The 24,564-nt window shown below is 63.6% G+C and carries 25 protein-coding genes; 13 read left to right on the top strand and 12 right to left on the bottom strand.

All coding sequences use genetic code 11. The features are described 5' to 3' along the window. The first annotated feature begins 85 nt into the window (after positions 1-85). The 6 genes from ABIE62_RS11155 to ABIE62_RS11130 all read left to right on the top strand — a co-directional run bounded on the left by ABIE62_RS11155 (position 86) and on the right by ABIE62_RS11130 (position 5,636). Positions 86-2,749, top strand: coding sequence for a helicase-related protein (locus tag ABIE62_RS11155; RefSeq protein WP_354326109.1), 2,664 nt, complete (start codon positions 86-88; stop codon positions 2,747-2,749). 11 nt (positions 2,750-2,760) lie between these two features. After that, a complete protein-coding gene (locus ABIE62_RS11150) occupies positions 2,761-3,144 on the top strand; it encodes a S4 domain-containing protein (protein WP_354326046.1) in 384 nt (127 codons plus the stop codon). A 10-nt stretch (positions 3,145-3,154) separates the two neighbouring features. Next, entirely contained in the window at positions 3,155-3,493 is a 339-nt protein-coding gene (gene fdxA, locus ABIE62_RS11145) for a ferredoxin FdxA (protein WP_354326044.1), read from the top strand. Positions 3,494-3,775: 282 nt separating this feature from the next. Further along, complete coding sequence (locus ABIE62_RS11140; RefSeq protein ID WP_354326042.1) at positions 3,776-4,309, top strand: CarD family transcriptional regulator; 534 nt, start codon at positions 3,776-3,778, stop codon at positions 4,307-4,309. A 139-nt stretch (positions 4,310-4,448) separates the two neighbouring features. Then, positions 4,449-5,267 carry a head GIN domain-containing protein gene (locus ABIE62_RS11135; protein WP_354326040.1) on the top strand — a complete coding sequence of 273 codons (819 nt, stop codon included), beginning with the start codon at positions 4,449-4,451 and terminating at the stop codon, positions 5,265-5,267. Positions 5,268-5,306: 39 nt separating this feature from the next. After that, positions 5,307-5,636 carry a hypothetical protein gene (locus ABIE62_RS11130; RefSeq protein WP_354326039.1) on the top strand — a complete coding sequence of 110 codons (330 nt, stop codon included), beginning with the start codon at positions 5,307-5,309 and terminating at the stop codon, positions 5,634-5,636. Here the strand turns inward: ABIE62_RS11130 and ABIE62_RS11125 are convergent. After that, positions 5,633-6,565, bottom strand: a complete 933-nt coding sequence (locus ABIE62_RS11125; protein WP_354326037.1) for an L-threonylcarbamoyladenylate synthase — start codon at positions 6,563-6,565, stop codon at positions 5,633-5,635. The two genes, ABIE62_RS11130 and ABIE62_RS11125, sit on opposite strands and share 4 nt — an antisense overlap. A 75-nt stretch (positions 6,566-6,640) precedes the next feature. Here ABIE62_RS11125 and ABIE62_RS11120 point away from each other — a divergent pair, with 75 nt between their 5' ends. After that, positions 6,641-8,386, top strand: a complete 1,746-nt coding sequence (locus tag ABIE62_RS11120) for an acyl-CoA dehydrogenase family protein (RefSeq protein WP_354326035.1) — start codon at positions 6,641-6,643, stop codon at positions 8,384-8,386. Between the two features lies 1 nt (position 8,387). Continuing rightward, positions 8,388-9,221 carry a DUF815 domain-containing protein gene (locus ABIE62_RS11115; protein ID WP_354326033.1) on the top strand — a complete coding sequence of 278 codons (834 nt, stop codon included), beginning with the start codon at positions 8,388-8,390 and terminating at the stop codon, positions 9,219-9,221. A gap of 83 nt (positions 9,222-9,304) precedes the next feature. Here the strand turns inward: ABIE62_RS11115 and ABIE62_RS11110 are convergent, their stop codons facing one another. Continuing rightward, positions 9,305-10,783, bottom strand: a complete 1,479-nt coding sequence (locus tag ABIE62_RS11110; RefSeq protein WP_354326031.1) for a PQQ-dependent sugar dehydrogenase — start codon at positions 10,781-10,783, stop codon at positions 9,305-9,307. 63 nt (positions 10,784-10,846) lie between these two features. Between ABIE62_RS11110 and msrC the strand changes: the two genes are divergently transcribed. Beyond that, entirely contained in the window at positions 10,847-11,347 is a 501-nt protein-coding gene (gene msrC, locus ABIE62_RS11105) for a free L-methionine (R)-S-oxide reductase MsrC (RefSeq protein ID WP_354326107.1), read from the top strand. Between the two features lie 128 nt (positions 11,348-11,475). Further along, on the top strand, positions 11,476-12,369 hold the full coding sequence (locus ABIE62_RS11100) for a glycine zipper 2TM domain-containing protein (RefSeq protein ID WP_354326030.1): 894 nt from the start codon (positions 11,476-11,478) through the stop codon (positions 12,367-12,369). Positions 12,370-12,415: 46 nt separating this feature from the next. Here ABIE62_RS11100 and ABIE62_RS11095 read toward each other — a convergent pair whose 3' ends face one another. The 4 genes from ABIE62_RS11095 to mnmG form a co-directional block, all read right to left on the bottom strand. Next, a complete protein-coding gene (locus ABIE62_RS11095; RefSeq protein WP_354326028.1) occupies positions 12,416-13,390 on the bottom strand; it encodes a ParB/RepB/Spo0J family partition protein in 975 nt (324 codons plus the stop codon). Continuing rightward, positions 13,387-14,163: a ParA family protein gene (locus ABIE62_RS11090; RefSeq protein ID WP_354326026.1), complete on the bottom strand. Its 777-nt coding sequence runs from the start codon at positions 14,161-14,163 to the stop codon at positions 13,387-13,389. Before ABIE62_RS11090 ends, ABIE62_RS11095 begins: the two co-directional genes overlap by 4 nt. A gap of 71 nt (positions 14,164-14,234) precedes the next feature. Beyond that, a complete protein-coding gene (rsmG, locus tag ABIE62_RS11085; protein WP_354326024.1) occupies positions 14,235-14,861 on the bottom strand; it encodes a 16S rRNA (guanine(527)-N(7))-methyltransferase RsmG in 627 nt (208 codons plus the stop codon). Then, positions 14,858-16,720 carry a tRNA uridine-5-carboxymethylaminomethyl(34) synthesis enzyme MnmG gene (gene mnmG / locus ABIE62_RS11080; RefSeq protein WP_354326023.1) on the bottom strand — a complete coding sequence of 621 codons (1,863 nt, stop codon included), beginning with the start codon at positions 16,718-16,720 and terminating at the stop codon, positions 14,858-14,860. Before mnmG ends, rsmG begins: the two co-directional genes overlap by 4 nt. 213 nt (positions 16,721-16,933) lie before the next feature. Between mnmG and ABIE62_RS11075 the strand changes: the two genes are divergently transcribed. Next, positions 16,934-17,908 (top strand): hypothetical protein, encoded by a 975-nt coding sequence (locus ABIE62_RS11075; RefSeq protein WP_354326021.1) that lies wholly within the window; start codon positions 16,934-16,936, stop codon positions 17,906-17,908. An 87-nt stretch (positions 17,909-17,995) separates the two neighbouring features. On the opposite strand, the gene mnmE is transcribed toward ABIE62_RS11075, so the two are convergent. Continuing rightward, on the bottom strand, positions 17,996-19,291 hold the full coding sequence (gene mnmE, locus ABIE62_RS11070) for a tRNA uridine-5-carboxymethylaminomethyl(34) synthesis GTPase MnmE (protein WP_354326019.1): 1,296 nt from the start codon (positions 19,289-19,291) through the stop codon (positions 17,996-17,998). 10 nt (positions 19,292-19,301) lie between these two features. After that, positions 19,302-19,577, bottom strand: coding sequence for a DUF6489 family protein (locus tag ABIE62_RS11065; RefSeq protein WP_354326018.1), 276 nt, complete (start codon positions 19,575-19,577; stop codon positions 19,302-19,304). Positions 19,578-19,683: 106 nt separating this feature from the next. Here ABIE62_RS11065 and ABIE62_RS11060 point away from each other — a divergent pair, with 106 nt between their 5' ends. Then, entirely contained in the window at positions 19,684-20,382 is a 699-nt protein-coding gene (locus ABIE62_RS11060) for a dienelactone hydrolase family protein (RefSeq protein ID WP_354326017.1), read from the top strand. Then, positions 20,379-20,774 (top strand): nuclear transport factor 2 family protein, encoded by a 396-nt coding sequence (locus ABIE62_RS11055; RefSeq protein ID WP_354326015.1) that lies wholly within the window; start codon positions 20,379-20,381, stop codon positions 20,772-20,774. The genes ABIE62_RS11060 and ABIE62_RS11055 overlap by 4 nt, the downstream gene beginning before the upstream one ends. On the opposite strand, the gene ABIE62_RS11050 is transcribed toward ABIE62_RS11055, so the two are convergent. The 4 genes from ABIE62_RS11050 to hemE form a co-directional block, all read right to left on the bottom strand. After that, entirely contained in the window at positions 20,771-21,292 is a 522-nt protein-coding gene (locus tag ABIE62_RS11050) for an AAA family ATPase (protein WP_354326013.1), read from the bottom strand. The genes ABIE62_RS11055 and ABIE62_RS11050 overlap by 4 nt on opposite strands. 20 nt (positions 21,293-21,312) lie before the next feature. Further along, complete coding sequence (gene rho / locus ABIE62_RS11045) at positions 21,313-22,578, bottom strand: transcription termination factor Rho (protein ID WP_354326012.1); 1,266 nt, start codon at positions 22,576-22,578, stop codon at positions 21,313-21,315. A gap of 207 nt (positions 22,579-22,785) precedes the next feature. Further along, positions 22,786-23,229 (bottom strand): CopD family protein, encoded by a 444-nt coding sequence (locus ABIE62_RS11040; RefSeq protein ID WP_354326011.1) that lies wholly within the window; start codon positions 23,227-23,229, stop codon positions 22,786-22,788. 3 nt (positions 23,230-23,232) lie between these two features. Then, the gene (gene hemE, locus ABIE62_RS11035) at positions 23,233-24,261 is read right to left on the bottom strand and encodes a uroporphyrinogen decarboxylase (protein ID WP_354326009.1); all 1,029 of its coding nucleotides are present in this window, start codon (positions 24,259-24,261) and stop codon (positions 23,233-23,235) included. Positions 24,262-24,564: the final 303 nt, after the last annotated feature.

The raw sequence follows: 24,564 nt of genomic DNA, 5'->3' as shown, positions 1-24,564 counted from the left end.
GCGCGGCGCTGCCTTTCGCGATGACAGCGTGCGCGCGGTGCTCGGCCCGACCAACACCGGCAAGACCCATCTGGCGATTGAACGGATGTGCGGCCATTCGTCCGGGATGATGGGTTTCCCCCTGCGGCTGCTGGCGCGCGAGGTGTATGACCGGGTACGCAGCATCAAGGGCGATAAGCAGGTGGCGCTGATCACCGGCGAGGAACGGATCGAGCCGCCCGACGCACGCTATTTCCTCTGCACCGCCGAAGCCATGCCGCGCACGGCGGGGCAGCACGCCTTTGTCGCCATCGACGAAGCGCAATTGGGCGCTGACCCTGCACGCGGGCATATTTTCACTGACCGGCTGCTGCACGCACGCGGGCGCGAGGAGACGATGATCCTCGGTTCCTCCACCCTGCAACCGATCATCAAGGCGCTGATCCCGCGCGCGGACATCACCACCCGCCCGCGTTTCTCCACGCTGTCGCACGCCGGGGTGTGCAAATTGTCGCGCCTGCCCAAACGCAGCGCCGTGGTCGCGTTTTCGATCGAGCAGGTTTACGCGATGGCCGAAGCATTGCGGCGCTTCAGAGGCGGCGCGGCGGTGGTGATGGGCGCGCTCTCACCCGAAACCCGCAACAAACAAGTGGCGATGTTTCAATCGGGCGAGGTCGATTACATCGTCGCCACCGATGCGATTGGCATGGGGTTGAACCTCGATCTCGATCATGTGGCCTTTGCCGCGCTCAGCAAGTTCGACGGGCAACGCAAACGGCGGCTGACCCCTTCGGAAATGGCGCAGATTGCCGGGCGGGCGGGGCGGCACCAGCGCGATGGGACGTTCGGCACGCTGTCGGGGATGGGAAAGGTGGATAGCGGCGAGCCGCTCGCCTTCACCGATGAAGAAATCTACGCGATTGAAGAACACCGGTTCGCGCCGCTGACCCACCTGTTCTGGCGCGAGGCGGAGCCGCGGTTCGATACGCTCCCCACGCTGATCGCCGATCTGGAAGCGCGGCCCGATGATGCGGTGCTGCGCGCTGCGCCCGAGGCGGTCGACATGGCGGTGCTGCGGCGGCTTTCGGAAGACAGCATCGCCCAATCCGTGCGCGGGGCAGGCAGCGTCCGGCGGTTCTGGGAGGCGTGCTCGCTCCCCGATTTCCGCAACCTTGGAGTGGAACAGCACGCGCGGTTTGTCGCACGGCTGTGGCAGGATCTGGGCCAAGGCTATATCGGCGCGGATTTCGTCGCCGCGCGCATCGCGGAACTTGACCGGATGCAGGGCGACATCGACACGCTGCAAGGGCGGATCGCAGCGATTCGCAGCTGGGCTTACATTTGCCAGCGCCCCGATTGGGTGCTGGCACGAGACGAAATGGCGGCGCGGGCTCGCGCGGTCGAGGCGAAGCTTTCGGATGCGCTGCACGCGCGGCTGACCGAACGCTTCGTCAACCGGAGGACGACACTTTTGATGAAATCGCTGGGGCAGGACGCAGGCGCGCTGCCGGTCACATTGGAACCCGATGGGCATCTGACGGTCGAGGGGGAAACCATCGGGCGGCTTGAAGGATTCCGTTTCCATGTCGATCCTGCGGCGGGCGCGCATGATCGGCGGATGCTGCTGGCGGCGGGGGAAAAGGCGCTGCCCGCGCTGCTCGCCAGCCGCGCCGAATGGCTGCTGGCCGGCGGCATTGGCGAGCTGGAAATCGCTGGCGGCGCGATCCGTTGGCAGGGGCAAGGTGGGGGGCAAGGGCAAGGCCGCGCGCTGGCGGAGATCACCTTTCCGGGTCATGTCGGTGCAGGCAATTTCGGCAACGCCCGCCTCGCGCTGACCCGCGATCTGGGGTTGCTGGCCGAGGCTTCGCGCGCGCAACTGGAGGCAGGGCTTGCCGCATGGCTCGATAAGCAATTGGAGCCGCTGGCCCCGTTGCGCAAACTGGCCGAGGCCGCACGCGATCCCGCAGCCGGGTCGCAGGCGCGCGCGCTGCTGATCACGCTGATCGACGCGCGCGGGGTGATCAGCCGCGAAGACGCCGGGCTGGAACATCTGCCCAAGGAAATGCGCCCGTTCCTGCGCAAGCTGGGGGTGACGTTCGGCGCGCTCGATATTTTCGCGCCCGCCTTGCTCAAACCCGCGCCGCGCCACTTGCTGCACGCGTTGGGCCTCGATCTTCGGCCGCTGGAGCCAGCGATGCTGCCGGTGCTGGCCGAAGGAAGCTGGGCGCAGGGGCGGTTGCCTGCGGGCTATCGTTACGCAGGGTCGCAGGCGATCCGGGTTGATCTGGCGGAGAAAATCCTGCGCGCCGCGTTTGAAGCGCGCGCTGTTGTTACTGCCGCCAAGCCCAAGCAGCGCAACCTCACCTTCCGGATTGATCTGGCACTGCCCGTGTCAATCGGGCTTGAAGCGGAGAACGCCCGCCGCCTGCTGGGCAGCGCGGGTTTCCGCTGTGACCGTGCGCGGCCTCTGCCCGAAGGCGCGTTCGGCCCACCCGCACACGACCGCTGGCACTGGCGCCCGCGCCGCGCCGGTGAACGCGAAGAACGACGGCCTGTGCGCAGTGCCGCGCGCGCCGATTCGGGCCAGCCACGCGCCAAGGGCAAACCCGCCAAGGCCAGACCTGATCGCGATGCCGCCCAGCGCCCCCCTCGCCCCGCCCAGAGCGCATCCAGACCCGCGCCCAAGCTCGCGCCCAAACCCTTTGGCGACACCGGCCCGGCCCGTGCCAGCGGCGCGTTCGACAAGCTGGCAGACCTGCTCAAGCGGTAATGGCGGGCGGTGTGGAAGGTTCAATCCGCTCCCCATCCATCAGGATCGACCGGCTGCTGGTCTATCTCCGCTTCGCCCGCACCCGCTCGGCGGCGGTCGCGCTGATCGAAGCCCACGCTTTACGCCGCAACAGAAAACATGTGCTGCGGCCATCGGAGCAAGCGTATATTGGTGACGTGTTGACCATCGCGCTGGGCGATAGCGTGCGGGTGATCGAACTGCTGACGATCCCCGACCGACGCGGCCCGCCTGCCAGCGCCCGTTCGCATTATCGAGAGGTTGGCCAGTTCCGCGAGGTTGACGAGGCCGAACTTGACCGTAAAGGGCAAATGCCCATAGCAGCGTCGCCGCTTGTGGCGGACAACCCGCCTGACCTACCCGAAAAGCGCTTTTGAAAGACCCTCAATGACTTACGTCGTCACCGAAGACTGCATCAAGTGCAAATACACCGATTGTGTGGAAGTGTGCCCGGTGGATTGCTTCTACGAAGGCGAAAATATGCTGGTGATCAACCCCAGCGAATGCATCGATTGCGGCGTGTGCGAACCCGAATGCCCGGCCGAAGCGATCCTGCCCGATACCGAAGACGGGCTGGAAAAGTGGCTGGAGCTGAACACCAAGTATTCCGCCGAATGGCCCAATATCACCAGCCAGAAATCCCCGCCCGAAGATGCCGACGAGCACAAGGGCGAGCCGGGCAAGTTCGAGAAATATTTCAGCGAAGCGCCCGGCGAAGGCGACTGATTTCGCCAGCAAAGTTGCGCCCGAATCGCGGTGCAGGGGCACAAGCAATCGCCGACTCGCAATTTTGTTGCGGGTGTGCTATATAATGCCTGCACCGCGCAGGGTTGAGGCCAGCGCAGGCGATAAAAAACCAGGAAGGCCCGACACCAGCACCCCCCCTTACCGGATGATCCGCTCACGGCGCTTTACCTTAAACGAGGTTCTCACCTCGGTTGGGTTAGCCGCCGCAGGGATGATTCTCCGCTCTCCTGCTGGCAAGACGGCGCACAGAAAGGAACTTGCATGGCAAGCACCGCAAACGCATTCACGGTCGGCGATTATGTTGTTTACCCCAAGCACGGCGTGGGCCGTGTAATTGAACTGCAGAGCGAGGAAATCGCCGGAATGCAGCTCGAACTTTATGTCCTGCGGTTCGAAAAGGAACGCATGACGCTGCGCGTTCCGGTGGGCAAGGTCGAAGCGATCGGAATGCGCAAGCTGTCCTCCGACAAGACCCTGAAACAGGCGATGGAAACCCTGAAGGGCAAGCCCAAGGTCAAGCGCACCATGTGGTCGCGCCGCGCGCAGGAATACGAAGCCAAGATCAACTCGGGCGACCTCGTATCGATTGCCGAAGTGACCCGCGATCTGTTCCGCCCCGAAGATCAGCCCGAACAGAGCTATTCGGAACGCCAGATTTTCGAAGCCGCATCCAGCCGCCTCGCTCGCGAACTCGCGGCGATGGAGGAAACCGATGAACCGGCTGCGCTGAACAAGATTCTTGACGTGCTGCGCGAACACGCGCCGCAATATTACGAAAGCGCCGAAGAAGCGTAATTCGTTCCTCAGGCAACTGAGCAACCATCAAGGGCTGCCCCCGCCGGGGCGGCCCTTTTTGTTTACGGCTGTGCTTGTGCCGTTGGCCGAGGTGTATTATATAAGTAATACGCCATTCGGCCTGACGGGAGAGCAAAGCATGATCCAACCCCTCATCAAATCTTCGGCGCCGCTTGCGGTGCTGGCGTTCGCCGCCCCCTTGGCGGGGTGTGATGGCGCTGATGTTTCGATCAATGGCAAGGAGGGCGTGCCGCTCGCCGAGGTTGAGATCGCCGGCCCCCCGCCATCCGAACTGGTGCTGTCTTCGGGCGACACCGTGATCCTTACCGAAGGCGATGTCTTCGCGCTCAAGGTCGAAGGGCAGAACACCGATAGCTTGCGGTTTGTGCGCGATTCCGAAGTGATCGGCATCACCCGCACGGATGGGTGGAGCGGCAACCAGAGCGCCACCATCCGCATCACCATGCCCCCGCCCAGCGAAGTGGTGATCGCGGGCAGCGGCACGGTGCAGGCGCAATCGCTTGCCAGCACTGCTGAAATCTCGATCGGCGGATCGGGCACGGTCACTTTCGCCAGCGTCGCGGCAGACAAGCTCGACGTGAACATCGGCGGCAGCGGAACGGTGAGAGGTGCGGGCACGGCCAAGCGGCTTGAGATCAATATCGGCGGCAGCGGCGATGTCGAACTTGCCGGACTGAAAGCCGATCGCGCCGAAGTGTCAATCGGCGGAGCGGGTGACGTTGCCTTTGCCTCAGACGGTGAGGTTGAAGCCAATATAGCAGGTTCCGGCGATGTGACCGTCGCGGGCAGCGCCAAATGCACCGTCAACACCTTCGGATCGGGCACGCTCACCTGCGCATCGAAAAGCACCGCGACCGCCGCTGTCCCGGCAACAGGCGCGGTTCCGGTTACCCCGACCGCTCCAACCACCCCGATTGCGCCCAAGCCTGCCGAATAATATTTGCATTACAGCGCGCGGCGGGTGAAAAGTTGCCCCATGCGCGCCGCTTATCTCGTCGTCCTGATGCTCGCTGCCCTTGCCCTGCAAGGGTGCCTCGCCCGTGCGGCGGTGGATGTTGTCACCCTGCCGGTGAAGGCCGCGAGCGCAGGGGTGGATGCGGCGACCACCAGCCAGTCCGAAGCCGACGAGAAACGCGGGCGGGAAATCCGCAAGCGCGAAGAACGGCTGGGCGCGCTCGAACGTGATTACGACAGGCAGATGGAACGCTGCGGAGACGGCGATGATGCAGCTTGTGACAAGGCGCAGGCAATCCGCGCCGAGATGAACGCGCTGATGCGGGGTGTGCCGGTGGAGCCTGAGCGTTAGTCTGCCGCTGCCCTGCGCAGCCGGTCATTGATTGCGCGGCCCACGCCCATTTCCGACACCGGCGCGATGGCGATGCGCGGGTGAGGGGCGTTGGCGGCTTCGTGAAGGCAGGCGTAGAGCCGCGCCGCTGCTTCGCTGACGTCACCGCCCACTGACAGTGTGCAATCACCCTGCACCGCGCCAAATCCGATCCAGAATTCGTCCGCTTCGGCGTGAGTCGCATTCAATCGCACCGGCTTTCCCGGCGCATAGTGGCTGGCGAGCTGGCCGGGGGCTTCAATCCGCGCTTCGCTCCCCTCTGAGGCAGCCTGCGCGCATATTTGCAGGGGGCCGGGGCGCAGTTCTGCGATGCTGCCATCCGCGCGCACCGCGACAATCGTGGATTCCACCCCCGCGCTGCACGCCCCGCCATCGAGCACCAGATCGATCCGCCCATCAAGCGAGGCGAGCACGTGGGTGGGCGTGGTCGGGCTGATAAACCCGCTGCGATTGGCCGATGGCGCGGCGAGCGGGAATGCCACCACCTCAAGCAGCGCGCGCATCACCGGATGGGCGGGGGCGCGCAGGGCGATGGTGGGCAGGCCTGCGGTCACCGCGTCAGCCAGTCCGGCGTCAACGCGGCGCGGCACCACCAGTGTCAACGGGCCGGGCCAATGTGCAGCGGCCAGCGCCAGTGCAGGGGGTGAGAATTCGCCGAACCGCACCGCCTGCTCCATATCCCGCACATGGACGATCAGCGGGTTGAAATCGGGCCGGCCCTTGGCGGCGTAAATCCGCGCCACCGCCTCGGCGCTGTCAGCCCGCGCGGCGAGGCCATAGACCGTCTCGGTCGGCACCGCGACCAGGCCGCCCGATTCGAGGATCTGCGCCGCGCGGGCGACCCCTGCGGCGTTGGCCAGCACCACTTCCGTAACGTTCTTGCCGCTCATGCCCCGGCGCTATATTCAAACCCTCGCCCTGCCAAGTGCAAGGCCCACTTCCCATGCCAAAGGACGCACCCCGCCGTGACCCCCTATACCCCGCCGACCGCTGACCAATTGCTCGCCATTCGCGTCAATGCCGGGATCGAGGAACTGGCCCAGACCGCCCGCTTCGCCCATGCCGAAGCCGATCTGGTCGAAGCCATCGTCGAAGGCGTGGGGCAGTTCGCCGCCGGGGAATTCGCGCCCTTGAACCGCATTGGCGATCTGGAAGGCGCGCGGCTGGAGAACGGCGTTGTGCGGCTGCCGGACGGGTTTGACGCGGCCTACCGCGCCTATGTCGAACAAGGCTGGAACGCGATTGCCTCTCCGGCCGAGTTCGGCGGGCAGGGGTTGCCGTTCACGCTGTCGTGCAACGTGCTCGAAAACCTCGGCGCGGCGAATATGGCGTTCAATCTGCTCCCCATGCTGTCGGTCGGCGCGATCGAGGCGCTGGAACATCACGGCAGCGCGGATCAGCAGGCCAAATACCTGCCCAATCTCGTCAGCGGAAAGTGGTCGGGCACGATGAACCTGACCGAGCCTGCCGCGGGCAGCGATGTCGGCGCGCTGCGCAGCACCGCGGTTCCGATCACCGATGGGCCGCACGCGGGCAAATACCGCATCACCGGCCAGAAGATCTACATCACCTGGGGTGAACATGATCTGGCGGACAACATCATCCATCTCGTGCTGGCACGCCTGCCGGGTGCGCCTGATGGATCGCGCGGGATCAGCCTGTTCGTGGTGCCCAAATATCATGTCAACCATGATGGGACGCTGGGCGCGCGCAACGATCTGCGCTGCGTCAGCCTTGAACACAAGCTCGGCATCAATGCCTCGCCCACCTGCGTTATGAGCTACGGCGACAACGGGGAATGCATCGGCGAACTGGTCGGGCATGAAAACAAGGGGCTGGCGGCGATGTTCACGATGATGAACAACGCCCGTATCAATGTCGGCAACCAGGGCGCGCAGATCGCCGAACGCGCGACCCAGCAGGCGCTCGCCTATGCGTGTGACCGGGTGCAATCGGCGCGCGCAGGCTCACCCGACAAGACCCCGGTGGCGATTATCGAGCATCCCGATGTGCGCCGCATGATCCTGCGGATGAAGGCGCTGACCGAGGCGGTTCGCGCGCTGCTCTATTACTGCGCCGGTCAGGTCGATCGCGGCAATCTGGGCGATGACGCGGCAAAGAACCGCTCCGAGATCATCGTCCCGCTGATCAAGGCGTGGGGCACGGATATCGGGGTGGAAGTGGCGGGCCTCGGCATCCAGATTCACGGCGGGATGGGCTTTATCGAGGAAACCGGCGCGGCGCAGCACTGGCGCGATGCGCGGATTGCGCCGATTTACGAAGGCACCAACGGGATTCAGGCCGCCGATCTTGTCACCCGCAAACTGGGGCTGGACGGCGGGGAGGCGATGATCGCGCTGTTCGATAGCATCGCGCGCGATACCACCGCCGGGGAAGCGAGCCTTGCAGCGCTGGCGCAGGATTGCGCCGCCATCGCGCGCTGGATGCGTGACGAGGCGAGCCTTGATGATCGGCTCGCAGGCAGTGTCCCGTTTGGCACGATGGCGGCAGTGGCGGTCGCCGGGTGGCAGCTGATGAAGCAGGCGCACGCGGTGGCCGCAGGCGCAGCACCATCGCTCGCCGCGACCAAGCCGGTGACGGTGCGGTTCTTCCTCGACCGGATCGTGCCCGAAGCCGCCGGTCTGCGCGCCGGGGCGACCGCCGGGGCCGCCGGGCTCTACACCCTGCCCGCCGCCGCGCTGGTGGGCTGACATGGATCGGCGCGACCCGCTGGAGCGCATCGCCGCCGCGCTCGAACGGCTTGCCCCGCCGCCCGCGCCGCCGACCGATTGGCTGAGCGCGCCCGCCTATGTGTGGGAGGGCGAACGCGCGCGGGCCGTGCCGGCGCTCGATGCGCTACCGCTCGACAACTTGCACGGGATCGACGCGCAAAAAGCCGCGCTGCGGGCCAACTTCGCCCGGTTGGCTGCGGGCGCTGCGGCGCATGATGCGTTGTTATGGGGCGCGCGCGGGATGGGCAAATCGGCGCTGGTGCGCGCGGCGGTGGCTGATGTGCAGGGGCAAGCGCACGGCGCGCTGGCGCTGGTGCAGCTTGCCCCCGGGACGCTGCCGAGCTTCCCCACGCTGATCGCGCAGCTTGCAGAGCAGCCCCGCGCCTTCGTGCTGTTTATCGATGATCTGGGCTTTGGCGCGGATGGGCGCGCGGCGATGCTGGCGCTCAGGAGCCTGCTCGACGGCGGGGTTGCCCCGCGCCCGCCGCATATCCGCCTGGCCGTGACCGCCAACCGCCGCGCGATTGTGGAACGCGCAGACACCAGCGCCGCCATCCATGAACGTGATGAGCGCGATGATGCGCTGGCGCTGGCAGACCGGTTCGGGCTGAGCCTCGGCTTTCACCCGGCGGACAAGGACACCTACCTGGCCATTCTTGAAGGCTACACCGCCCCGCTCGGCCTCATTTTTGACGCTGAGGAAGCGCTCGCCTTTGCGATCCAGCGCGGCAACCGTTCAGGCCGCACCGCGCTGCAATTCGCGACCGAACTGGCGGGGCGCGCGGGGGTGCGGCTCCAGAGCGGGCTGCGTTAAATCTGACGCACGTCGCCCGCTCTAATCTTTGTTGTCGCATCGTAAAAAGCTGAAAACCGGATCCCACTTTTCAGCACGATGCTCTAATTCGCCTTTTTCCCCGCCTGTTCGCGCAGGTAATCCTCCTCGAACGCGGCGCGCGGGTCGGTCAATTGGCGGGGGGGCAGCTTTTCGCTTTGCAGCGCGGCAATCGCAGGCGCGGGGCTGGCACCGGGCGCACGCACCCGCCAGATGATCCCGGCGGTGTCATCCGATACCAGCAGCGCACCGTCTCCGCCCCATTCGACCCAGGTGGGCCGCCCGCGGGTGGTGCCGTCATCCTTGAGAAACCCGGTCAGCACCGGCACCGGCTTGCCAACCGGATTGCCGCGCGCATCAAACGCAACATAGACCACGTCATAACCCGAAGGCGGCTTGCGGTTCCACGATCCGTGCCGCGCAATAAACGCCCCGCTGGCGAATTTATCGCCCATCACATGGCCTTGCCTGTTGAACACCAGCCCCAGCGCAGCCACGTGCGGGCCGAGCGCATATTCGGGATTGCGGGTATATTCGAGCAGGAAGCGCGGCATCGGCGCTTCGACCCGGCGATCAATATTGGTTTTGTAATAGATCCACGGCCAGCCATATTGTGCGCCGACCGGGACATTGGTGAGGTAATCGGGCACCAGATCCGACCCCAGCATGTCGCGTTCATTCACCGTCGTCCACAACTCGCCGGTCCACGGGCTGAAATCGAGCCCGTTGGGATTGCGCAGACCCACCGCAAACGGGCGCTGGCGTCCGGCGGCCAGATCATATTCCCAGATCATTGCGCGGCCTTCCTCAACCGCCATGCCCGCTTCGCCGATATTGCTGACCGAACCGACCGCAACGTAAAGGCTTTTGCCGTCGGGTGAGAGTTCCATATTGCGCATCCAGTGCCCGCCGCCGCCGGGCAGGTCCATCAGCTTGCGCGGGGAAGCCGTCACCTTGTCGCTGCCCAAGGCATAGGGAAACGCCAGCACCGCGTTGTGGTTGGCGACATAAAGCGTGCCATCCTGCCAGCTCATGCCCGAAGGCGAATCGAGCCCTTCTTCAAGAATCACGGTCTTGGTTTCCGCCGTGCCATTGCCATCGGCATCGCGCAGCAACACGATCTGGTTGGCGGATTCGCCCGTCGCCCCGGCCTTGGTCATCAGCCGGTTGGCAATCCAGCCATAGATCGCATCCATGATCCCGCCGCCGCTCTTGTCGCTGGCAGGCGCACGGGTCAGTGCCACCAGCACATCGCCATTGGGCAGGGTGTAAAGCACACGCGGGTGATCGAGCCCTTCGGCAAACCGCACCACTTCCAGCCCCTCGGCCGGAACTGGCAGTTCATCGGCCTGCCAGCCCACCGGCTCTGCAATCTTCACCGTCGGGAAGGTTTCCGGATCGCCTTCCTGCAACACCGGATCGGTGCCCGCGACATCATCAACCGAAAGATCGGCGGTATCGCCCCGGCTGAGAAACCAGAACGCCGCAGCGAGCAGCAGGACAAGGACACCAAGGGTGATTGCGATTTTGCGAATAATAGCCATGTGACATCCGATAGAGCCGGGCCGCGCGGGCGGCAACTGGCAACAAACGAAAAGGCGCGTCCGATGTATGATTTCAGGCCCGATGCGGCGCAGGCTCCGGCGGAACGCTACCGCGAATTGCTCGGCGCGGCTGACGCCTTGACGGCGGATGAGCCCGATGCGGTCGCCAATATGGCCAATGTTGCCGCGCTATTGCGGGAGTTTCTGCCCGATCTGAACTGGGCCGGGTTCTACCGCATCGCCCCGGCAAAGCGCGAAAACGCAAGTGAACTGGTGTTGGGGCCGTTCGTTGGCCGCCCGGCCTGCATCCGCATCCCGTTGGGCAGCGGCGTCTGCGGCGCGGCGGCGCAGAGCGGAACGACGCAGCTGGTCGCCAATGTCCACGCCTTCCCCGGCCACATCGCCTGCGACGCGGCGAGCCGATCCGAACTGGTGGTGCCGGTGCTGCGCGATGGGCAGGTGATCGCGGTGATCGATTGCGACAGCCCCTCCCCCGCCCGGTTCACGCAGGCCGATGCCGAGGGTATTGAGGCACTCGCCGCGCTGCTGGCAACGCGTATCTGACAGATTTTGCCACCTAATCGGCCCGAAACGGGACAGCGGCCACAGCACGGCTTGGGCGCGCGGGCTGGGCGGTGTTAAGTGGGCGCTAACCATCCGCCGCCGTGCGCGGCCATCCGGGGGATTTTTTGATGCGCCTGCCGCTCCGCAACCCGACCAGCCTTGGTGTAATTCTGCCCGCGCTCGCGCTGCCCGCGATGGCCAGCGCGCAGGATTACAGCGACCTGCCACCGCTTACCCCGGTGGATGAAGCGGCGGTGCGCAGCCTGCCGCCCGAATATCGCACCGCGCCGGTGATGAGCCGAATCACCGAAACCGTGACCGCGAAAGACGGGGTGGAAACCATCATCCGCACCCGCTGGATCGAAGCGCCGCGCCGCCAGCTTGTGTCCAGCGCTGCGCCCCAGAGCTATCCGCAGCAAGCCTATCCCAATCACAGCCATGCGCCGGTGGCCTACACCCCCGCGCCGGTGGTGTTTGAGCGCGAACAGTGGCTCGATGAATGCCGCCGCCGCACGGCGGGTCGCGATAATGACGAAACCGGGCTGATCATCGGCGGGCTGCTCGGCGCGATTGCGGGCGGCGTGGTGGGTCATGAAATCGCCAAGGTCGGCGACCGTACGCTTGGCGCTGTGGTCGGCGCAGGGGGCGGCGGGCTGATCGGCGGGTTGCTCGGCAGCCTGATCGGTGGCGGCAAGAAGAAAGACCGCTACGATTGTGAGGCAGCGCTGGACGGCTACCTGTCGCAATATGGCGCGCCGGGTGCGCGGGTGGCGGCGCGCGAGATCGCCTATGCTCCTTATCAGGCGGCTCCGGCCTATGGTTACGGCTACGGCTACCCCGCGAATACCGGCTATGCCTACGCCCCGCCGCCGCAGATGGTGATGGTGCCGGTGCGCAGCGAGGTGCAGCAACAGGTGGTAGTGCGCGAAACCGTGCGCGAGGAGACTTATACCGTCCCCGGCGCGGTGCGGGTGATCCCGGCTCCGGCGCCCACAGCAAAGATGATCAAGGGCGGCCGCTAAGCCGCGCCCCCGCCGGAGTCGCGCCGCGCAACTCTGGCGGCGGGTATCAGAACTCGCCGCCGGTCAGCCGCTGACACAGCAGATCAAGCTGATCGAGCGTGGTGTAGCGAATGGTGATCGTGCCCTTGCGCGGATCGCCCTCAGGCTTGATCTTCACCGCCAGGCCGAGAAACTCCTCAAGGTGCTGTTGCACCGCGATAATATCGGCGTTTTCAGATGAGTGATTATAGCGCCTGGGCGCAGCAGGGGCTGGTTCTGGCCTGCTCGCCTTGCGCGTGAGCAGTTCCACCTCGCGCACCGAAAGCCCTTCTTGGACCGCGATTTCGGCAATCTGCACCGCATCATCGCGCCCGATCAGTGCGCGGACATGGCCGGTTGAAAGCTTGCCCTGTTCAACCAGCACCAGCACCGGTTCGGGCAGGCTCATCAACCGCTGCATATTGGCGATATGACTGCGCGATTTCTCGACCATCTTGGCGACGTCGACCTGAGTCATGCCCTCTTCAACAGACAGACGGTGATAGGCGCGCGCTTCTTCGACCGGGTTGAGATCCTCGCGCTGCAGGTTCTCGATCAGCGCCAGCGCCATCACTTCGCGGTCGGTCAGCGTGCGCACCAGCGCCGGAATCTCGTGCAGCCGCGCCCTTTGCGCCGCGCGCCAGCGGCGTTCGCCTGCGACGAGTTGATAGCCTTCGCCCTGCGGATGCGGGCGCACGATAATCGGCTGGATCACCCCGCGCGCTGCAATCGACGCGGCGAGTTCATCGAGCGTGGTTTCATCGAAATGCTTCCGCGGGTTGCCGGGCAACGGCTTGATCTGCGCCAGCGACAGCATCCGCAGCGATGTGGAGGTGCCCACCGCCGCCCCGCCCTCTGCCACATCATCGCGCCGCACCAGCGGTTCTTCGCGCCGGGTTTCCCCCAACAGCGCGCCCAACCCCTTGCCCAGCCGCCGCGGTTTTTCCGCGGGGCCGCGCGAAGTCGCAGCAATATCAATGGGTTGGCCTACTTCATCGCTCATGCGGCTTGTCTTTCTGCGGGAAATCGCCCGATCAATTCACGCGCCAACGCCATATAGGCACGGCTGCCAGTGCAGTGCTGATCGTAAATCAGCGCGGGCAGGCCGTGGCTCGGCGCTTCGGACAGGCGCACATTGCGCGGGATCACCGTTTCAAACACCAGCTTGCCCAGGCAATCGCGCACATCATCGGACACCTGATCGGTCAGCCGGTTGCGGCGATCAAACATCGTCAGCGCCACCCCGATGATGCCGAGACTGGGGTTGAACCGTTGCTGCACCTGATCGACCGTTTGAAGCAGCTGGCTCAGCCCCTCCAGCGCGAAAAATTCGCATTGCAGCGGCACCAGCAGCGTATCGGCGGCGCACAGCGCGTTGAGCGTCAGCAGGCCCAGTGACGGCGGGCAATCAATGAAGCAGATGTCGTGCCCGGTGTAATTCGCCAAGGCGCGCTGCAGGCGGTGGGTGCGGCCTTCGACTGCAACCAGCTCCACCTCAGCCCCGCTCAAATCGACCGTGGCAGGGATAATGTCGAGCCGGGGGATGCTGGTCGGCACGATGGCGCTATCCAGCGGCACTTCATCGACGATCAGATCATAGCTCGAAACCTCACGCGCGGCGGCGTGAACGCCCAGCCCGGTCGAAGCATTACCTTGCGGGTCGAGATCGATCAGCAGCGTGCGCCACCCGGTTGCCGCCATCGCGGTGGCGATGTTGATCGCGGTGGTGGTTTTGCCCACGCCGCCTTTCTGATTGGCGATCGCGATTGTCAGCATGATGGGGTCAACATGGTGTTCCCGTCCTTCCAGCGCGCCAATTCGCCTTGAATCGTCGCGGTTTTCGCGTGTCAGGCCTTCACGATGATCCCGGCCTCGGGATCGGTCAAGGAATGTTTCACGTGAAACATTGCTCGAATCGCTGGTTTCAACGCTTCCAATTCCTGCGCCGCTGATCGCCCTTTGGGCAAGACATAGCGGGTGGCGCTTGTGGAGAAGGGTGCGGATAAGGTCAGCAGCTTGGGCAGCGGAGCAAAGGCGCGTGCCGAAATGGCGCGGGCGGGAAATGGTGCAACCCGTTCCAGCCGTTGCGCTTCCACCCGGCATTTGGGCAGATCGAGCGCGGCGATGCAGCGGCTCAGAAACTCCGCCCGTCGGCTACGCGATTCGACCAGTACCACCGGCATATTGGGATGAAGCGCGGCGATCACCAGCCCCGGAAACCCCGGCCCGCTCCCCAGATCGAGCCACGCCCCGCCGGCATTCGCCCCGAATGTTTCACGTGAAACATTTTCGATGAGCTGCGCCGAATCCGCAATGTGGCGCTGCCAGATGTGCGGTTCGGTGGGTTTGGCGATCAGATTCTGGCGCTGGTTTTCCTCAAGCACCAGCGCGGCAAAGGTCTCGATCCGCGCCAATCCCTCGGCATCGGTCAATCCCGCCACATAGGCGCGGGCTTCGGCTTCGTTGCTGATCACGCCGCGCGGCTCCCGTTGGCGATCCGCCGCGCGTGCACCAGCAAGGCTGACAGCGCCGCCGGGGTGACGCCCGCCACCCGCCCCGCCGCCGCCAGCGTTCCCGGCGCGGCCTTGGTCAAGCGCTCGATCATCTCGTTCGACAGGCCGGGAACCGCGCCATAGGGAAAATCCGGGGTCAGCGGCAGCGCCTCGCTCGCGCGCAGGTCGCGCAATTCGCTGTCCTGCCGCGTCAGGTAAGGCGCATAGGCGGCATCCTCGGCCATTTCTGCGGCCAGCAGCGGATCGCGCGCGGTCGCATCGCCGAGCCAGGGGGCCAGCGCATCGAGCGTCACCCCATCGTAGCGCAGCCATTCAGCAATCGGCTTTTCACCGACATCGCGCCGCACCGGCAGGCCCGCATCGGCGAGGTCACGCGCGTGGACGGGATGCGAATGTTTCACGTGAAACATTTTGCGGGTGTCTTCGCGCCGTTCCCACCACGCGCGGCGAGCCTCTCCCACGCAGCCTGCGGCTATCCCCAACCCGGTCAGCCGCGTCGCCGCATTATTGGCGCGCAGACGCAGCCGGTATTCGGCGCGCGCGGTCAGCATCCGATAGGGTTCGGACACCCCCTGCAAGGTCAGATCATCGACCATCACCGCGATATAGGAATTGGCGCGGTCGAGCGCGGGCGCGGCTGTGCCGAGCGCCGCTGCCGCCGCCTCCAGCCCCGCGACCAGCCCCTGCGCGGCGGCTTCCTCGTATCCGGTGGTGCCATTGATCTGCCCGGCGCAATAGAGGCCGGGGATCGCGCGCAGCTGCAAATCAGGGGTCAGCGCGCGCGGATCAATGTGATCATATTCGACCGCATAACCCGGCTGCACAATCTGCGCGCGCGCGCAGCCCGGCATGGTGCGCACCACCACTTCCTGCACATCGGTGGGCAGCGAAGTGCTGATCCCGTTGGGATAGACCAGATGCGTGGTCAGCCCCTCCGGCTCAAGGAACACCTGATGCCCGCCGCGATCACCAAAGCGGTGGATCTTGTCCTCGATTGACGGGCAGTAACGCGGGCCTGCCGCCGCAATCGCGCCCGAAAACAGCGGTGAACGGTGGAGATTGGCACGGATCGCGTCGTGCCCCGCCTGCGTTGTGCGGGTGATCGCGCAGAAAATCTGCGGGTTGAGCCGCCGCAGGGTGAGCGGCGACATCGTCCACGCCTCCCCGTCGGAGGGCTGTTCTTCCAGCGCCGCCCAATCGATGGTGCGCCCGTCGATACGCGGCGGCGTGCCGGTCTTGAGCCGCGCCATCGGCAGTTCAGCACCGCGCAGCTGCCCGGCCAGACGCTTCGCGGCGTTTTCCCCGATGCGCCCGCCCTCAAACCGTTCCTCGCCCCGGAACAGCACCCCGCCGAGGAAGGTGCCGGTGCACAGCACGATACGTTCCACGTGAAACACTGTGCCGTCAGCCAGTTCCAGCCCGGCGACTCTGCCGCCTGTCAGAATGAGCGCCGCCGCCTCGCCCTCGATCAGCGTCAGGTTCTCCTGTGCGCGGACGATCTGCTGCACCGCTGCCTTGAACCGCACCCGGTCAGCCTGCACGCGCGGCCCCCACACCGCGCTGCCTTTCGAGCGGTTGAGCATCCGGTAATGGATCGCGCCTGCGTCCGCCGCGCGGCCAATCACGCCGTCAAGCGCATCGACTTCGCGCACCAGATGGCCCTTGCCCAAGCCGCCGATGGCTGGATTGCAGCTCATCGCGCCGATGGCATCGAGGTCAAAACTCACCAACGCCGCGCGCGCACCCATCCGCGCCGCACCACAGGCAGCCTCAACCCCGGCGTGACCGCCGCCGATGACGATGACATCAAAGGAATGCATGATGCGCGCGATAGGACGCGGGCGGCGAATCGTCAAAGCGGATTTGAGTGAGGCGCTGAGGGGTGAGATAGGTTTCAAATGGGCTACCAATGTTTCACGTGAAACATTTTGCGCGAGTTTGTGGTGTTGCTCTCGATCAAGGACTTGTGGACTCTGGCCCAAATATCAGAATAAGCTCAGCAAGGGCAAACTTTCAACGGTGATCTTCTTTCAATGTCTGACAGCAATCGAGGCTTCAAAGACACGCCTTTAGGCCAAGGGTTTGCTGTAATTGCCGCGATCATTCTGTGCTGTCTGATCGTCGGAATTTTGTCGTTCTCATGGGGGCGCGCGAGCGAACGCGATAGCGAGAGAGCTATTGAATACCAGAAATATGCCGATCATCGGCAGAGCATCTTTTGTGCCGGACTCGAAGGCAACCTTCTCGCTCAATGCCGCATAGAGCAAGAGCAGATTACCAAAAGCGTCTACCAATCCGAGCGCGATCTGGAAGCCCAAAGAGATATGTCACTCTGGGCGCTTGCAGTGTTCATAATAAGCGCGCTCACGGCTTTCCTTACACTTTGGGCGCTCGTTTATGTTCGCGGAACTCTGGTTGCAACTCGGGAGGCACTAGAAGATACTGGTCAAGCCACTCGAGCGATGATTAGACAAAACGAAATTTCTGAGAGATCGCAGCGGCCATGGCTCGCTATTCGCTGTATTCCCGCGAAATTAAGTGTGAAGCGTGTTGGCGGCGCAGCCTCTGTTAGTGTTAAAATAGACATTATAACTGCCAATCTTGGGGTCATGCCTGCTGTTTATTACCAATTAAGGTTTAAACTTATTTGGTCTAAACAAGGCGATTTCGCAGATATTGAGAGGGCGTTAAAGAAATTTGATCCGGGAACATCCAAAACTCGCAAAACCGTGATACCTAAAGATGAGGTGTTATTTTCCTATTGGTCGAATGCATTGTTGTCAGAAAGTGCATTCAACTCACACGGTGAAGTTTATGGTATATTTGTTGTTAGCGCCTTTTATAAAATAGATTCTACTTCGACAGAATGGTGCCGAACCGATAGCGCTTACATCATTGGTTGGCGTTCTAATGGAGAAGTTAATTCTAGGATCCGAGCTATAGACGCCAATTTCAGGGCCGACAATTTGGTTCTTGAGACTATGCTTAGTTCGACGCTCGCTGACTAAGGTCAGGCAACCACTAGGATGATTTAGGTTTCAAATCCAATACCAATGTTTCACGTGAAACATTTTGCGCGGGTTTGTGCTGCCGCCTTACTTCCCGATGCAGAACCGTCCAAACAGCGTGTCGAGCATGTCTTCGGTGGTGGCGCGTCCGATCAGGCGGTCGAAGGCGAGCCGGGCGCGGCGTAGTTCTTCGGCGACCAGCAGCGGGTCGGCCAGGCTGCGCGCCGCCGTCAAAGCCTCCGCCGCCTCGGTCAGCCGCGCGTGCTGGCGGGCATTGAGTGCCGCCTCCCCCGGCTTGGGCAGGCGTGCGCGGGCGGCATCGACCAGTGCCAGCTGGAGATTGCTCAGCCCCGCTCCCGTCACCGCCGACACCGTAAACCGCGCTGCCGGTTTAGGCACAAACCCCTCGCGGTCAGCCTGCGCGGCGATTTCCCATGCGCCCGCTGGCGCTTCGCCTTGCGCGCCGAGCCACAGCACCAGATCAGCCCGCGCCAATTCGCCGCGCGCGCGGCCAATTCCGATCGCCTCGATCTGGTCGGCGCTTGCTGCCTCCTCGACCCCCCGTAGCCCGGCCGTATCGACAAAGGTGAACGCCGCCCCGCCAATCGCGACCGAGCGTTCGATCACGTCGCGGGTGGTCCCGGCAATCGATGAGGTGATCGCCGCCTCGCTCTCGATCAGAGCGTTGAACAGGGTCGATTTGCCCGCATTGGGCGGCCCGGCAAGCACCACGCGGAACCCCTCCCCCAGCCGTTCGGAACGCGGGCGGGTGAGCCAATCGGCCAGTTCCTGCGCCAGCGCGCCGATGTTCCACGTGAAACATTCGGGCAGGCCAGCGGCGTCTTCCTCATCGGAGAAATCGAGCACAGCCTCAACCTCGGCGGACAGCACCAGCACCCGTGACCGCCAATCCTCGACCTGCCGCGACAAAGCGCCCCCGGCATTGGCAAGCGCGGCGGCGCGTTGCCACTCGGTTTCGGCAGAGAGCAGATCGGCCAGCCCTTCCGCCTCGGCCAGGTCGATCCGGCCATTGGCAAAGGCACGGCGGGTAAACTCGCCCGGCTCGGCTCGGCGCAGGCCGGGGAGCGCCGCCAGCGCTGCCTCCACCGCCGCAATCACCGCCCGCCCGCCGTGGCAATGGAGCTCGGCCAGATCCTCACCCGTCGCGGTATTCGGCCCCGGAAACCACAGCACCAGCGCCTGATCAAGCATCGTCCCCGCGCCATCGCGCAGGCGTGCCAGCGAAGCCCGGCGCGGCTGCGGCAGCCGCCCTGCCAGCGCCGTCAGCGCAGCGCCCGCCTGCGGCCCGGACACCCGCACCACGCCGATGGCCGAAGGCGCAGCGCCGCTCGAAAGCGCAAAGATGGTGGAACCAGCGGTCATGCAGGGGGAATTATTCGGAACCCTTCGGCCCATCACTCCCGCGACCACCAGCGCCGCTTGCGGCCTTCATCCCGCTTTCGACAAAGCTTTGAAACAGCTTCAGCCCGACCTGCCCCATCGGTGCCAGAGCGGAGGCATATTCCTGTAATTGTTCAGGATTTGACACGCCTTTCATCGCCTTGGTGATGTTGTCGATATAGACATTATTGGCCGCGCTGACATCGGGCAGGCCCAGGAAGCTGCGCGCTTCTTCGGGGGTGCATTCGATTTCGACATTGATCTTCATGGGGTCGCGTCTCCTGTCCCGCTCGCTCCTCCCTTATTTGGGCTTGGCAAGCGGGCAAGGCAATAGATAGGGTTGCTGCGCCGCATCAACCAGAGAGAGACCCGCAATGACCCTGAATGCCAGAATCCCGACATTGGAAGGTGACGCGCAGTTCGGCGCCTATATCGCCCGCCCCCAAGGCACACCCAAGGCGGCGATTATCGTCATTCAGGAGATTTTCGGGGTGAACCCCGGCATCCGCCAAAAATGCGACAAGCTGGCGGCGGAAGGCTATATCGCGCTCGCCCCCGACCTGTTCTGGCGCTTGCAACCCGAAATCTCGCTCGATCCCGATGTCGAAAGCGAGTTTACGACCGCGCTCGATCTGATGGGCAAGTTCAATCAGGACGCAGGGATCCGCGATATTCAGGCGGCGATTGATTACCTGCGCGGTTCTGAGGGCACCGCCAAAGTCGGCTGCGTTGGATACTGCCTTGGTGGGCGGCTCGCTTACATGACCGCCGCGCGCACCAGCATCGACGCGAGCGTGGGCTATTACGGGGTCGGGATCGATGGCCTGCTGGGCGAGAAGGAGGCGATTGCTAACCCGCTGCTGCTTCACATCCCCACCAATGACGGGTTTGTTCCACGTGAAACACAGGCCGCGATGCACGCCGGGCTGGACGATCATCCGCGCGTGACACTGTTCGATTATGATGGCCTCGACCACGGATTCGCCACCGAACACGGCAAACGCCGCCATGAAGAGGCCGCGACCCTTGCTGATAGCCGCACCGCCGCGTTCTTTGCGGAAGCTCTGGCATGAGCGGCGATAATCTCGCGCGCTGGCACGCCTATATCGACAGCGGGAGCGATCCTGACGCGCTGTCGGCGCTGCTCGCCGATGATGCGGTGTTCCATTCGCCGGTAGTGCACACTCCGCAGGTGGGTAAGCCCGTGGTGATGGCCTATCTCGTCGCGGCCAGCCACGTGCTGGGGAACGCAAGTTTCCGCTATGTCCGCGAGCTGGTCGACGGGGACGAAATGATGCTCGAATTCGTTACCGAATTAAACGGTGTCACGGTCAACGGGGTTGATATCATCCGCTGGAACGCAGACGGGAGGGTCAGCGATTTCAAGGTGATGGTGCGCCCCTTGAAAGCGATCAACGCGGTGTGGGAGATGATGGCCGCGCAGCTTGCAGCGGCGAAGGGTTAGAGCCGGTCCCGCAGAAATGCGAGCCTGTCAGAAACACTGGCAAGCGGCAAGTCTTCGACACCATACCCGTAATGTCGCCACGCAGCCGTAACCGCCCGGTCGCTCTCTGCCGCCTGATCCCAATCCTGCGTTCTTTCGGAATCCGAACGATAAATCTCGCGCCATGCCGGAGCCCTTAATACCGGGCCGTGATAGCGCACCATCCGGCAGACCCTATCAATTTCATTCGGCACTGCGAGGCCGGATACCTCCAGAAAGCCCACCACATCAGGAAAGCCCCGGTCGAATACCACTGGGGCCTGAACCTCCTGAAATCGTTCATATTCAGCAAGATGCGCGGACAGCATCGCATCGGCAAAGCCGAGCGGGTCATTTGCCCGCAGCGCCATTCCACCGGGTTGCTTGAGCAGTGCGCGGGCAACTTCAGGCGAAGTGGTTAAGCCCGCCCGCTCTGCTTCAAGAAGCAGTGCGGTTTTCCCCGCACCCGGCCCGCCCGTCAGAACCACGTGCCGAACCATGGCCCGCCCCCGCCGCAGTTTTACTGGTTCATGGTGTCGAAGAAATCGTCGTTTGTCTTGGAATCCTTCATCTTGTCGAGCAGGAATTCCATCGCGTCGACAGTGCCCATCTGCATCAGGATGCGGCGCAGCACCCACATCTTGGACATCTTGTCCTTGTCCACCAGCAGTTCTTCCTTGCGGGTGCCGGATTTGCCGACATCCAGCGCCGGGAAGATGCGCTTGTCCGAAACCTTGCGGTCGAGCACAATTTCGCTGTTGCCGGTGCCCTTGAACTCTTCGAAGATCACTTCGTCCATGCGGCTGCCGGTATCGATCAGCGCGGTGGCGATGATCGATAGGCTGCCGCCTTCCTCGATATTGCGCGCCGCGCCAAAGAACCGCTTGGGCCGTTGCAATGCATTGGCATCGACACCGCCGGTCAGCACCTTGCCCGATGATGGCACCACGGTGTTGTAAGCACGGCCCAGACGCGTGATCGAATCGAGCAGGATCACCACATCCTTCTTGTGTTCAACCAGTCGCTTGGCCTTTTCGATCACCATTTCAGCCACCTGTACGTGGCGATTGGCGGGTTCATCGAAGGTCGAGGAGATCACCTCACCCTTTACCGAACGCTGCATATCGGTGACTTCTTCGGGCCGTTCATCGACCAGCAGCACGATCAGGAACACTTCGGGGTGATTATCGGTGATCGCCTTGGCGATGTTCTGCAACAGCACGGTTTTCCCGGTGCGCGGCGGGGCGACGATCAGTGCGCGCTGCCCCTTGCCCTGCGGCGCGATGATGTCGATCACCCGCGCGCTCTTGTCCTTGACCGTCGGATCAAGGCTGTCGAGCGTCAACTTCTGTTCGGGGTAAAGCGGGGTGAGATTGTCGAAATTGGTGCGCAGTCGTACCGCGTCAGGATCGTCAAAATTGACCTTGGCAAGGCTGGTGAGCGCAAAATAGCGTTCGCCATCGCGCGGGGCGCGGATTTCGCCTTCGACGGTATCGCCCGTCCGCAGGCCCCATTTGCGCACCTGGTTGGGCGAGACGTAGATATCATCCGGCCCGGCGAGGTAATTCGCCTCGGGCGAGCGCAGGAAGCCGAAACCGTCCTGCAGCACCTCAATCGTGCCGATGCCCATGATCTTGTCGTCATATTCCTCATCCTCGGCCAGTTCGCGCAGGATACTGAACAGCAGATCCTGACGGCGCATGGTCGAGGCGCCTTCAACGCCCAGTTCTTCGGCCATCGCGACCAGTTCGGCCGGGGTCTTTCGCTTGAGGTCTTTGAGATGCATTGTAATTTTCCGAAAGCAGGAGTGGCCGGATGGTCAGTACCTCCGCAGGGCGAAGGCGTCTTGCGTCGTGCCGTGATGGCTTGCAAGACTGGGCTTGGAGAAAGCAGACCTGACGGAGCGGGTATCGCCCCGGTTACCGGTAAGGTGAAAGCGAAATAGGAGCGCCAGCGCGCAAGGTCAATCGCGAAAAATGCGCGCTTTGCAGGGTCAGAACGGTCGCACGTAAACCAGCACCGCGATCAGCACCAGCAGCAACCCTGGCACTTCACCAATCATGCGCAAGCGGGCTTCTGTCAGTGGACGTTGCCCCAGCGCCATCATTTTGGTCTGCCCCACCAGCCAGCCGTGATAGCCGGTCAGCAGCAACACCAGCAGCAGCTTGGCATGGAGCCATCCGAACGCGAAATGGCCGCCTGCATAGGCCATGCTCAACCCCAGCACCCAAACGATGATCAAGCTGGGGGTGAGGATGATTTTGCGCAGCTTGCCCATCCGGGTCGCCCACTTGGCCTCCCCTTCGGATCCCGGCGCGTGATCGAGCATGTAAATGCACTGGCGCGGCAGCATGAACAGCCCCGCCAGCCAGAACACCATGAAAATCACGTGCCCGGCCTTGAGGAAGGGGTAAATCGATAGCAGCACGCTTTGCATGGGTTAGCTCCTCACCTCGCCTCTCAGGGCGGCAAGCAATTGTTCGACGTGGGCGATCGGAGTGAATTGCCCGATCCCGTGGCCAAGGTTGAAGATGTGCGGGCGATCCTCAAATGCCGCGATGATCGTACGCACCCGCTGCGCCACAGCCGGGCCGCCAGCTTCGAGCAGCAACGGGTCAAGATTGCCCTGCACTGGCATGCCCGCAGGCAAGCTGGCGTGCGCCCAAGCGGGATCGAGGGTTTCGTCCAGACCCACAGCGTCCACACCCGTTTCGCGGGCATAGGCTGGCAATTTCGCGCCAGCACCCTTGGGAAATCCGATCACCGGGGTGCCGGGGTGCGATTGCTTGAGCTGCGCGGTGATTGCGGCATTGGGCGCGATCACCCACTTTTCAAACTGATCGGGGGCAAGGCTGCCCGCCCAGCTATCGAACAGCTGCACCGCTTCGGCCCCAGCATCGATCTGGCCGCGCAGATAGGTGACTGACACCGCGATAATCGCATCGATGATCGCCTGCAGATGCGCCGGATCACGGTAAGCCAGCAGCCGTGCGGCGCCTTGATCCTTCGACCCTTCGCCAGCGATCATGTAGGTCGCGACTGTCCACGGGCTGCCCGCAAAGCCAAGCATGGTAACATCCGGCCCGATCATCGCGCGGGTGCGGCGCACGGTTTCATACACCGGATCGAACCGTTCAAACGCCGGAGTGAATGAGTCTAGCCCCGCTTCGAGCAGCGTCGGCGCCAGATGCGGCCCTTCGCCAGCGGCAAAGGTCAGCCCCTGCCCCATGGCGTGCGGCACAATCAGGATATCGGAAAACAGGATCGCGCCATCAAACCCGAACCGCCGGATCGGCTGCACGGTGATTTCAGCCGCCGCTTCGCTGTCGTAAACCAGTTCGAGAAACCCGCCCTTTTCCGCTCGAAGTTCCCGATATTCAGGTAGATAGCGCCCGGCCTGACGCATCAGCCAGACGGGGGCAACGTCCTGACGGACACCTTTGAGCGTATCGAGCAATGGACCAGGCATAGGGTTCCTTTAAACAAAACAAATCAATTTATAAAAGGATTGATGGAGGTTGTTGGCCCTGTGGAAACCGGGAATTACCAGCCCTTTTGTGCTTACCCCCAGCAGGCATCAACCCAATTACCCCTTGCCGAATCCGCAGAGATGAGACGTCAAGCAGCCTTTATCCCCACACTTGCCAGCCTGTTCACAACACTTGTCCCATGTCGACAAACACCCCGACAAAAAGCCTGCTAGTGGGCAGGAAAATTGCTCCCCCGCTTGTTAGCCTTCCCCTCCCGTGGTTTATGCCATGGTCTATCCACA

It is taken from the genome of Porphyrobacter sp. MBR-155, assembly GCF_040547625.1.
In the GTDB taxonomy this organism is placed as follows: Bacteria; Pseudomonadota; Alphaproteobacteria; order Sphingomonadales; family Sphingomonadaceae; genus Erythrobacter.
The sequence above is the reverse complement of the archived record's forward strand: the minus strand, read 5'-3'. Positions and strand labels throughout refer to the sequence as shown.

Excerpts from the sequence above, each read along its gene's own strand:
- ABIE62_RS11155 (WP_354326109.1), top strand. The coding sequence starts at position 86 with ATGTGCGGCCATTCGTCCGGGATGATGGGTTTCCCCCTGCGGCTGCTG.
- fdxA (WP_354326044.1), top strand. The coding sequence starts at position 3,155 with ATGACTTACGTCGTCACCGAAGACTGCATCAAGTGCAAATACACCGAT.
- ABIE62_RS11140 (WP_354326042.1), top strand. The coding sequence starts at position 3,776 with ATGGCAAGCACCGCAAACGCATTCACGGTCGGCGATTATGTTGTTTAC.
- ABIE62_RS11135 (WP_354326040.1), top strand. The coding sequence starts at position 4,449 with ATGATCCAACCCCTCATCAAATCTTCGGCGCCGCTTGCGGTGCTGGCG.
- ABIE62_RS11130 (WP_354326039.1), top strand. The coding sequence starts at position 5,307 with ATGCGCGCCGCTTATCTCGTCGTCCTGATGCTCGCTGCCCTTGCCCTG.
- ABIE62_RS11125 (WP_354326037.1), bottom strand. The coding sequence starts at position 6,565 with ATGAGCGGCAAGAACGTTACGGAAGTGGTGCTGGCCAACGCCGCAGGG.
- ABIE62_RS11115 (WP_354326033.1), top strand. The coding sequence starts at position 8,388 with ATGGATCGGCGCGACCCGCTGGAGCGCATCGCCGCCGCGCTCGAACGG.
- ABIE62_RS11110 (WP_354326031.1), bottom strand. The coding sequence starts at position 10,783 with ATGGCTATTATTCGCAAAATCGCAATCACCCTTGGTGTCCTTGTCCTG.
- msrC (WP_354326107.1), top strand. The coding sequence starts at position 10,847 with ATGTATGATTTCAGGCCCGATGCGGCGCAGGCTCCGGCGGAACGCTAC.
- ABIE62_RS11100 (WP_354326030.1), top strand. The coding sequence starts at position 11,476 with ATGCGCCTGCCGCTCCGCAACCCGACCAGCCTTGGTGTAATTCTGCCC.
- ABIE62_RS11095 (WP_354326028.1), bottom strand. The coding sequence starts at position 13,390 with ATGAGCGATGAAGTAGGCCAACCCATTGATATTGCTGCGACTTCGCGC.
- ABIE62_RS11090 (WP_354326026.1), bottom strand. The coding sequence starts at position 14,163 with ATGCTGACAATCGCGATCGCCAATCAGAAAGGCGGCGTGGGCAAAACC.
- mnmG (WP_354326023.1), bottom strand. The coding sequence starts at position 16,720 with ATGCATTCCTTTGATGTCATCGTCATCGGCGGCGGTCACGCCGGGGTT.
- ABIE62_RS11075 (WP_354326021.1), top strand. The coding sequence starts at position 16,934 with ATGTCTGACAGCAATCGAGGCTTCAAAGACACGCCTTTAGGCCAAGGG.
- mnmE (WP_354326019.1), bottom strand. The coding sequence starts at position 19,291 with ATGACCGCTGGTTCCACCATCTTTGCGCTTTCGAGCGGCGCTGCGCCT.
- ABIE62_RS11065 (WP_354326018.1), bottom strand. The coding sequence starts at position 19,577 with ATGAAGATCAATGTCGAAATCGAATGCACCCCCGAAGAAGCGCGCAGC.
- ABIE62_RS11060 (WP_354326017.1), top strand. The coding sequence starts at position 19,684 with ATGACCCTGAATGCCAGAATCCCGACATTGGAAGGTGACGCGCAGTTC.
- ABIE62_RS11055 (WP_354326015.1), top strand. The coding sequence starts at position 20,379 with ATGAGCGGCGATAATCTCGCGCGCTGGCACGCCTATATCGACAGCGGG.
- ABIE62_RS11050 (WP_354326013.1), bottom strand. The coding sequence starts at position 21,292 with ATGGTTCGGCACGTGGTTCTGACGGGCGGGCCGGGTGCGGGGAAAACC.
- rho (WP_354326012.1), bottom strand. The coding sequence starts at position 22,578 with ATGCATCTCAAAGACCTCAAGCGAAAGACCCCGGCCGAACTGGTCGCG.
- ABIE62_RS11040 (WP_354326011.1), bottom strand. The coding sequence starts at position 23,229 with ATGCAAAGCGTGCTGCTATCGATTTACCCCTTCCTCAAGGCCGGGCAC.
- hemE (WP_354326009.1), bottom strand. The coding sequence starts at position 24,261 with ATGCCTGGTCCATTGCTCGATACGCTCAAAGGTGTCCGTCAGGACGTT.